Raw genomic sequence first — 7,931 nt, 5'->3', positions numbered from 1 at the left:
TAAGGAGGCGTAAGGAGCAAGAAAGGCGAAACGGCAAAATGGTCGGGAACCTCGGACGGAACATTCCGATGCCTCAGTGCGCGCCGCAGCGCGTCATCCTGATGGGAATCCGTTCGGCGAAACCCCTTTGGGCCAGCGGTCATGCGCCGCGCGAACAGGCCGGATACATGACCGCTCCCAGCCGAGCCCAAACGCCGATCTTTTTTCTTGCGCAACGGGGGCCGTCCATACATGAGGCGCTTTTTGCGGAACGCAAAAAGCCTCGAAGGATGATCCAGCGCGCCCAGCTTCGACCCTTCGAGACGCCCGCACCCAAGTCGGGCTTGCCCGACTTGGGCATTATTACGCCGATCTCGGGTAAACCCGAGATCGGTGCGGGCTCCTCAGGGTGAGGGGCTGTTGCTTCATCTGCGCATTGATCAACCGGAAATCGTACGAGAGGTTTTTTCCATCGTCGCGAAGAACGCAGCGCGCCGCGATCTAGAGCGTTTCCAGCCGAAGTGGACGCCGGTTCGGCGTCGGAAACGCGTGAAAACAAAAGCTTAGAGTCTTTCTGTGTTTCAATGAAACACGGAAAGACTCTAAGGGCCGCCCCACGGCTCTGGATCGCGTCGCTTCGCTCGCGATGACTGGCGGCGGCGCTATGCGATCGCGATTTGTCTACTGCTGAATTTCGAGGCTCGCCGCTATGCGCTCCGCCTCTTCAATGTCCTCCGGCCGATTGACGTTGAAGAATGGGTCGTAGGGCGCTTCGCTCCATTCGACGCGCGTATTGGCGTGGCGCTCGATGAAGCCCGAGACCTTGCGCAGATCCTCCTTCACCAGCGCATGGCGCAGCGGCTCGCGCAGCGCGACCGGCCACAGCGCCACTGCGTGATGAACGCGCCCGCCCGAGGCGGCGACGGCGATCTCCGCCTTCGCCTCGGCGCGCGCGAGGGAGAGGCGCTGCGCGAGATCCTGCGGCGCGAAAGGCGTGTCCGCCGGAATGCTCAGAACCAGCCGAACGTCCGGGAAATTGGCGGCCACATGGTCGAGGCCGGCGAGCACGCCGGCGAGCGGCCCGGCGAATCCTTCCACCTCGTCCGGCACGATCGGCAGATGGAAATGGGCGAATTGCTCGGGATCGGCATTGGCGTTGAGCGCCAGCCGCACGCATTGCGGCGCGAGCCGGCGCACGACATGCTCGAGAATGGGCGCGCCGCCGACCTCTATCAGCGGCTTGGCGACGCCGCCCATGCGCCGCGCCTGCCCGCCGGCCAGGATAAGTCCGAAACAGCGCGTCATTTTCCCTCGCCCAACGGCCCGTCTCAGAACCTATACCATAGGGCGCCGAGGAGGCCGCGCTCGGCGGATTCGTTGACGCCGCGCACAGCGGCGCGAACGCCGAGCTGCAGGGCGACCTCTCGCGTCACGTCGCAGACCGCGCTCAGCTGGAGCTTCTGCGACGCCATGAAAGGCGCATCGCCGCTCCAGGGCGAAAGAGCGAGGAAGCTCTGGGCGAGGAACAGCACGCCCTCCATCGGCCGCAGGCCGAAGGTCGTCTCGCCGCGGATCTCGTCGCCGCTCCGCCCCGCCGAGCGGAAGCCGAGCTGCGCCTCGCCGAAGCCGGAAATGCCGAACAGCTCCACCGGCCAGCCGAGCTGGAGACGCGCGTCCTCCTGGAGCCGCCGCTTCATGTCGAGATAGATCTGCGCGCCGGGCGTCGCGCCGCGCAGGCTCGCCTGAACCGAGAGGATCGTCGCGCCCCATTCGAGAAGACGCAGGCGCCCGCCGAGCCAGCCGGCGCCGAGCCCTTCGTAGCGCGGGCCGGCGCCGACGCCCGCGGGCAGATAGAGCGGCGCGCCGGCGAGCGCCTCGGCGGTCAGATAGCGCAGCTGCTCGAGCGGGCGCTGCTCGTCGGCGCCGCGAAAACGCATGTAATTCGACTCGGCGACGAAGGTCAGCCCGTCGGCGAGGCCATATTCGAAATAGGCCTGCGTCTCGAATTTCGTGTAGGAAGGCGCCGAGCCGAGCCGGCCGCGCGCGTCATAGGCCTTGTGCGCATCGGCGATGCTCGTCGAGAGAATGACCATCCCCTCGCCCGGCTTTTGCAGAAACGCGCCGGCGCGGCACGCCGTCGTATGATGAATCGACAGCGCCGCGACGATGCAGCAGAAACGCGCACAAGAACGCATGAAAAAAAAGCCGTATCGGCGTCCGATCGAAAAACGCCGTTCGAGGCCGGGACGCTAATGTGGAAAAAATTTCCCGGCAAGCGAAATTGCCGCCGCGCGTCGCTCTATGGTGAAGGCTTCGTCGCGTCGCGTCAGGCGGAGAAGGTCTCCTCGCGCCAACGCACGCTCTCGAGCTGCAAATCGCCTTTGGGCTCGAAAGCGTCGGCGCGCAGGCGCAGCTCGCCGTCGATCATCTCTATGCCGAGCAGCCCGTAAGCGGCCGAGAGCATGCGCGCGGCGGCGCCCGTGTACCAGCTCCAGCCGCCGCGGCCTTCATATCCCTCGCCCTCATAGACGTCGGCCGGCTGCTGATGCGGCGCCAGTCCATAGACGTCCGCCGCCGCCGGCGTCGCGAGGCGCGACAGCGGCGAGATGGAGAACCAAGCCCGCCATGCGCGCTCGAACAGCGCATCGGCTTCGGCGCGCTCGCCGCGGCCTGCGGCCTCCAGCGCGAGGCGCGTCAGCGCGTCGACGAGCCAGGAGACGCCATGCGAATATTGTCCGCCGTTCTCGCGCACGCCCGGCGGATATTCGGCGCTGCGCCCGGGATAAGGGCTCGAATTCTCGTCGAAGAAGGGCGTGACCAGCAGAATGCGATCCGGCCGGCCGAGCTGCGCGAGCGCCGCGTCGAGCGCCGCCTTGCCGCGCGCGAAATCGACGGCGCCCGAGAGGACCGGCCAGGAGGCGGTCATCGCGCTCATCGGCGCGACCTCGCGTCCGTCGTCGGCATAGGCGCGCAGGAAGCGGTCGCCGCGCCAGCAGGAGTCGAGCGCGGCGCGCAACGCCTCGGCGCGCTCGCGATAGCGGGTCGCCCGAGCGGCGTCGCCGCGCGCCTCGTAGAGAGGCGCGATGTCGACGAGAATTCCATGCAGGAAGAAGCCGACCCAGACGCTCTCGCCGCGCCCCTCCGCGCCCAGCAAATTGAGACCGTCGTCCCAATCGCCCGTCCCCATCAGCGGCAGACCATGGGAGCCGAAACGGTCGAGCGAATAATCGATCGCCCGCGCGCAATGGCCGAGCAGCGTGTCCTTGTCGCGCGAGGTCAGCGGCACGCTCGCATGGCCCTCGCGATCCGGCGGGGTGAGATCCGCCTCGAGGAAGGGCTCGATGGCGTCGAGAATGGCGTCGTCGCCCGTCCCTTTCACATAGCGGATGGCGACATAGGGCAGCCAGAGATGCGGGTCGGAGGCGTGGGTGCGGTCGGCGACGCCGCAGCCGCCGTCCGGCGCGTCATGCCACCATTTGACCGCGTCGCCCTCGATGAATTGATGCGCGGCGTGCTTCAAAATCTGCGCGCGGGCGAGCTCGGGCGAAAGATGAATGAGCGGCAGCACGTCCTGCAGCTGGTCGCGATAGCCGGTCGCGCCGGAGCGCTGCGCCGGGCCGGAACGGCCCCAGAGCCGCGAGACGAGCAGCTGATAGGGCAGCCAGTCGTTGACGAGGCGGTCGAACTCCGGCCGATTGGTCTTCACGCGCAAGACGCCGAGGCGCCGGTCCCAGTCTCGTTTCGTCTCCTCGAGCGCGCGCGTCGCATAGGCGGTGTCGCTGGCGAGCGCCGCCAATATTTTGGAGCTCTCGAGCTCCCTCGTCTGGCCGAGCGCGACGACGATCCTCTGCTCGCCCAGCGCGGGAACGTCGATCGCGCCGGAAAAGCTCGCCACCTTGCGCTGATGCTCCGGCGCGCCCGCATCCGGATGGCCGTGCTCGACCATATAGGGAAGCGCCGGATCGCGGCTCTCATGGCCGAGGAAGCGCCGCCGCGACGTCTCGACGAATTCCGCCGGCAAGGAGGTCGCGGCGAAGGCCCAGCCCTGGACGAAATTATTATCGGGGTTGCGGAAGAACAGAGCGCGATTGTTCTCGCCCGTGACCGCCTCGACGCTGCCGAGACTGTCGTTCGGCGTCTCGGCGAGGACGATCTCCATCGCCGGCGTGATCTGCAGCAGCCGCTCGTGATCCTTATGGTTGACGATGCGCAGCAGCTTGATTTCGACCGGCTGGCTCGGCGGAACGAAAACGGTGAGCTCGAGCTCGAGATCGTCGCGGCGCGCGCGATAGATCGCATAGCCGAGGCCATACTCCACCGAATGCTCGGCGTCCCGCCGCCGCAGCGGGACGAAAGTCGCCGAATGCGCGTCCTGGCGGGCGAGATCATAGACGTAGATCGCTTGCCCCGCCGGCGTCATGCGGCCCTCGCCCATGCGGAAGGGCGTGAAGCCGTTGAGCCGCGAATTACCGTGGAAGGAATAGATGTCGCCGTGATTGCCGAGCACGGCGCCCTGGCCGACCGCATTGGCGATCACATGGGCGTAGAGGCGCGGCGTGTCCGGAGGCAGCGTCAGGCTGCGGCCGTCCTTTGCGAAAGCGAAGCGATGCTGCGCGGGAACGGGCGGCGGGATCAGCGCGCGCTTTTGCGCCAGCGCGGCCTCGACCTCTGCGAAATCGACATCGCGGGAGAGATGTTTCGCGATCGTGCGCGTCGCCGCGGCGGTGTCGCGCGCCCAGCCGTCGACGATGACGATCTCCGCCGCGCCGCCGGCCGAAATCTCGAGCTCGGCGCGCAGGCTCGCGATCGGCTCGAAGCCGAACAAAAGACCTTCGTCGCGAGGGTCGCGCGGCGGCTCGCCGTCGGTGAGGCTGTCCGGCGCGCCGGCGGCGCCGAGGCCGTAGAAGCGGGCCTTCACATCCTCATAGCCGATGAGGCGCAGCTTCGTCCCTTCGCCGGCGCCGATCGCATGGAAGCCGACCTCCGGCGAGAGACGCCGATCGACGTCGCGACGCGCGCCGCCCTTCAGCAGGCGGTTCTGCGCGATGACCGCGTTCAGCCCGCCGACGAACCATGTGCCGATGTGAATGGCGTTATAGGCGGCGTCGCGCTGCTCGACGCCGGTCTCGTTCAGCACCCATTCGCGCAGCGTCGCCAGAGTGATCTTGCGCGGGCGCTGCTCGAGGTCGACGAGACGCAATTTGGTGATTTCCACCGCCTCGTCCGGCGCGAGCGCGATCTTCGCCTCTATCGCGAAACCGCCCTGCTCCATGAGAAAATAGAGGAATGTGCAGCCTTCGCTCTCCAGCGAGACCTTCTCGCAGCGCGCGCAGGTCGGCGCGGAGCCGAAGGACCAGAGCTCGCCGCCCTCCTCGCGGAAGAACAGAAAGCGGCCGCGCGGATGGGCGTGATCGTCCGGCCGGCGGGTGAGGTCGATCGGCGGGCCGCCGCGCGCGACGCCCTCGACGCGCATGGCGCCCTGCCCGTCCTCGAACCATTGCGACGAGACGAGGCCGTTGGTGAGCTCGAAGGGCTTGGAGCCGGGCGCGCCGCCGGCGCCGGTGATCCCTTCGAGCGGCAGCTTGCCGGCCTTGGCGAGCTGCATCAGCAGGAAGACGACGAGGGCGATGGAGAGCACGCCCGCATAGGCCATATAGCCGCCGATGAGATAGGAATAGGACGGCGGCCGCAGATGCGACATGCGCTCGGCCGCGTTCCAGGCCTGATCCCATTCCGCGCCGCGCGGAATGTAGAAGGGCAGCAGCAGCGGCGCCCAGGTCCCGAAACGGCGGAGCCCTTCCGGAATGGCGCGGCTCTTCTGCGCCTTGCCGATGAAGCGCGCCGCCTTCTCGTCGGCGACGTCGCCGCCGACGAAGGAGAGATTGACCAAGGTCGCGACGCGCAGCCCCATATGGTCGAACCAGATCAGCACGCGGATCGCGTCATAGGCGAGCAGAGCGGTGAAGATGTCGAGGCTCCAGGCGCGAAAATCCTGGTCCGGCAACGCATGATTCATCCAGATCGCGACGCCGGTGCGGATGAGGCCGTCCTGATTGTACCAGGCCGGATCCGGCGCGGCCTTCAAGAAGGAATAGATGACCGGCGCCATCCACAAGCCCCAGCGCAGCACGCGCACGGCGTTGTCGACCAGCATGTCGAGCCCCTCGAGGCTCGCGAGCTGGCGCAAAGGCGCGAGGCTGCGGCGCACCAGGGCCGTCAGAAAGAAGAGATTGATCGAGAACAAAGGCGCGGCGAACACCCATTGGATGACGCCCGAGAGCGACTCGTCGAAGAAGAGCCGCACGCCGCCGTCGACGAGGCCGAGATTTGTCGCGCCCCATTTGGAGAACAGCGGACGGATGACGTAATCGGAAACCGGCCTGCCGTCCGCCGCGTAGCTCAGCGAGATATAGGCGAAGAACTTCCTGGCGATCGTCGCGAGCTGATCGGCGTCGAGATACCAGGCGATCGCCCCGCCGACGAGGCCGCCGAGCAGCGCGCCCAGCGCATAGACGCGCCAGTTGCGCAAATGCTGGCGGCGCTTCTCGCAAAGAGCGAAGAGATCGAAGCCCATATCGACGCCGGCATAGGCGAGCAGCCCCGCCCCCGCGCCGAAGAGGAATCGCGCGCCCCCGTCTTCGTTCGGCAGGCCGACGAGAAGCGCGAGGCCGACCGCCGCGCCGGCGACGAGGCCGCGCGGGACATTGGCGACGCGCCGATATTCGAGCCGCAAGCGGGCGTAGAAAGGCGCCGTCGAATCCGTGCTCTCGACAATGGCGCGCGCGAGCGGGAAGGTCGCCGCGCCGATCAGAGCGCCGCCGACCGGCCCCATGGCGACGACGAGGCCGAGCGCCGGCGGGAAGGTCACGACCATGCCGGCCACGAGGAGCAGCAGCATGAAGACGAAGCCATAAACCGCGCCTTTGGCGGCGCCGGTCTTCCAATCGCTGAGCACGATCACGGGAAGAGAGGGGGCTCCGCGCAGCATTCCCGCCATGGCCTGGGTGACGAGATAGGTCTCGCCCCAGAGGCCCGCCTGGGCGGCGGCGGCGAGCAGCGAGGCCGCGACGACGGCGATGGGCGCCGGAAGCAAGGCGACGATGGAGGATGAGCCTATGCTCGCGATCTCCGGCGTGACGGCCGCGATCAGCGCGGCGAGGAGCAGCACGCCATGCGGTCGCCATTGCTGCGGCAGATAGCGGCCGAGCGCCAGCGGCGCTCCCACGATGACGGCCTCGTTCAGCAGGAACAGAATGACCCCGCGCGCGGCGATGGCGCGCGCCGTCTCCGGAACCGCGAGGCCGAGGAAGAGGAGCCCGCCCAATTCGCCGATTGTCGGCGAGCCCAAGGCGATCAACAGGCAAAACAGGAAAGGCAAGAAAAACAGCGCCCCGCGCAGCGCGAAACGGGAGCCGGGCAGAATGGCGACGCCGAGGAGATAGAGACCGGCCGCCGAGCTCGCTCCGATCGACGTCAGCGTAAAGAGGCTCCCGAGCGAATCGGGCGCGCGCCAGAGCACGCCATTCGGATCGCAGAGGAAGGCGAGCGCCCCGACGGCGGCGAAATCGAGCGCGAAATCGACGCCCAGCCGGAGGCGCCCGAGCGCCGGCCGCAGCAGGAACAGCGCCGTCGCCGCGAAGAAGCCGGCGACGAGCAGATGCTCCCTGCCCCCGCCCGCTTCGAGCGCGGAAACGCCCCCGCAGACCGCGCCGAATGCGATCCGCCCGGATCGCGCGCCCGTCATCGGCAGGCCGGCGTCGAAAGGCGCCATTTGGGTCTCCAGCTTGCGGCGCGGCCCGCGGCGGGCGGCGGCCTCCTCCTGCGCGCGAATCTGCGGGCGCCCGCTCTCATCGGCCGGAGATTTGCCGGAAGGCGGCGCAAATGTCGACTCTTCCGCGAGCTCGGCCGTCCGCGAAAACGCAGCGACGTCAGCGGAACGGGTCGTCGGGGTC

Annotated in this window: 4 protein-coding genes; 1 reads left to right on the top strand and 3 read right to left on the bottom strand. The window is 67.9% G+C overall.

Annotated features, from left to right (window positions below):
* On the top strand, positions 1 to 392 hold a 392-nt coding region (locus Mspo_RS15180), incomplete at its 5' end, for a hypothetical protein (protein ID WP_210252812.1).
* A gap of 268 nt (positions 393 to 660) precedes the next feature.
* Here Mspo_RS15180 and mobA read toward each other — a convergent pair.
* The 3 genes from mobA to Mspo_RS15165 form a co-directional block, all read right to left on the bottom strand.
* A complete protein-coding gene (mobA, locus tag Mspo_RS15175; RefSeq protein ID WP_159731172.1) occupies positions 661 to 1,284 on the bottom strand; it encodes a molybdenum cofactor guanylyltransferase MobA in 624 nt (207 codons plus the stop codon).
* A 23-nt stretch (positions 1,285 to 1,307) separates the two neighbouring features.
* A complete protein-coding gene (locus Mspo_RS15170) occupies positions 1,308 to 2,174 on the bottom strand; it encodes a hypothetical protein (protein ID WP_159731171.1) in 867 nt (288 codons plus the stop codon).
* Between the two features lie 131 nt (positions 2,175 to 2,305).
* Positions 2,306 to 7,750, bottom strand: a complete 5,445-nt coding sequence (locus Mspo_RS15165) for a glycosyl transferase family 36 (RefSeq protein ID WP_159731170.1) — start codon at positions 7,748 to 7,750, stop codon at positions 2,306 to 2,308.
* Positions 7,751 to 7,931: the final 181 nt, after the last annotated feature.

The organism is Methylosinus sp. Ce-a6 (assembly GCF_009811655.1).
Lineage (GTDB): Bacteria > Pseudomonadota > Alphaproteobacteria > Rhizobiales > Beijerinckiaceae > Methylosinus.
This window is presented reverse-complemented; position numbering and strand designations above follow the sequence as displayed.

What these genes read in the sequence shown, in the direction of transcription:
- mobA (WP_159731172.1), bottom strand. Translation starts at nt 1,284, where the DNA reads ATGACGCGCTGTTTCGGACTTATCCTGGCCGGCGGGCAGGCGCGGCGC.
- Mspo_RS15170 (WP_159731171.1), bottom strand. Translation starts at nt 2,174, where the DNA reads ATGCGTTCTTGTGCGCGTTTCTGCTGCATCGTCGCGGCGCTGTCGATT.
- Mspo_RS15165 (WP_159731170.1), bottom strand. Translation starts at nt 7,750, where the DNA reads ATGGCGCCTTTCGACGCCGGCCTGCCGATGACGGGCGCGCGATCCGGG.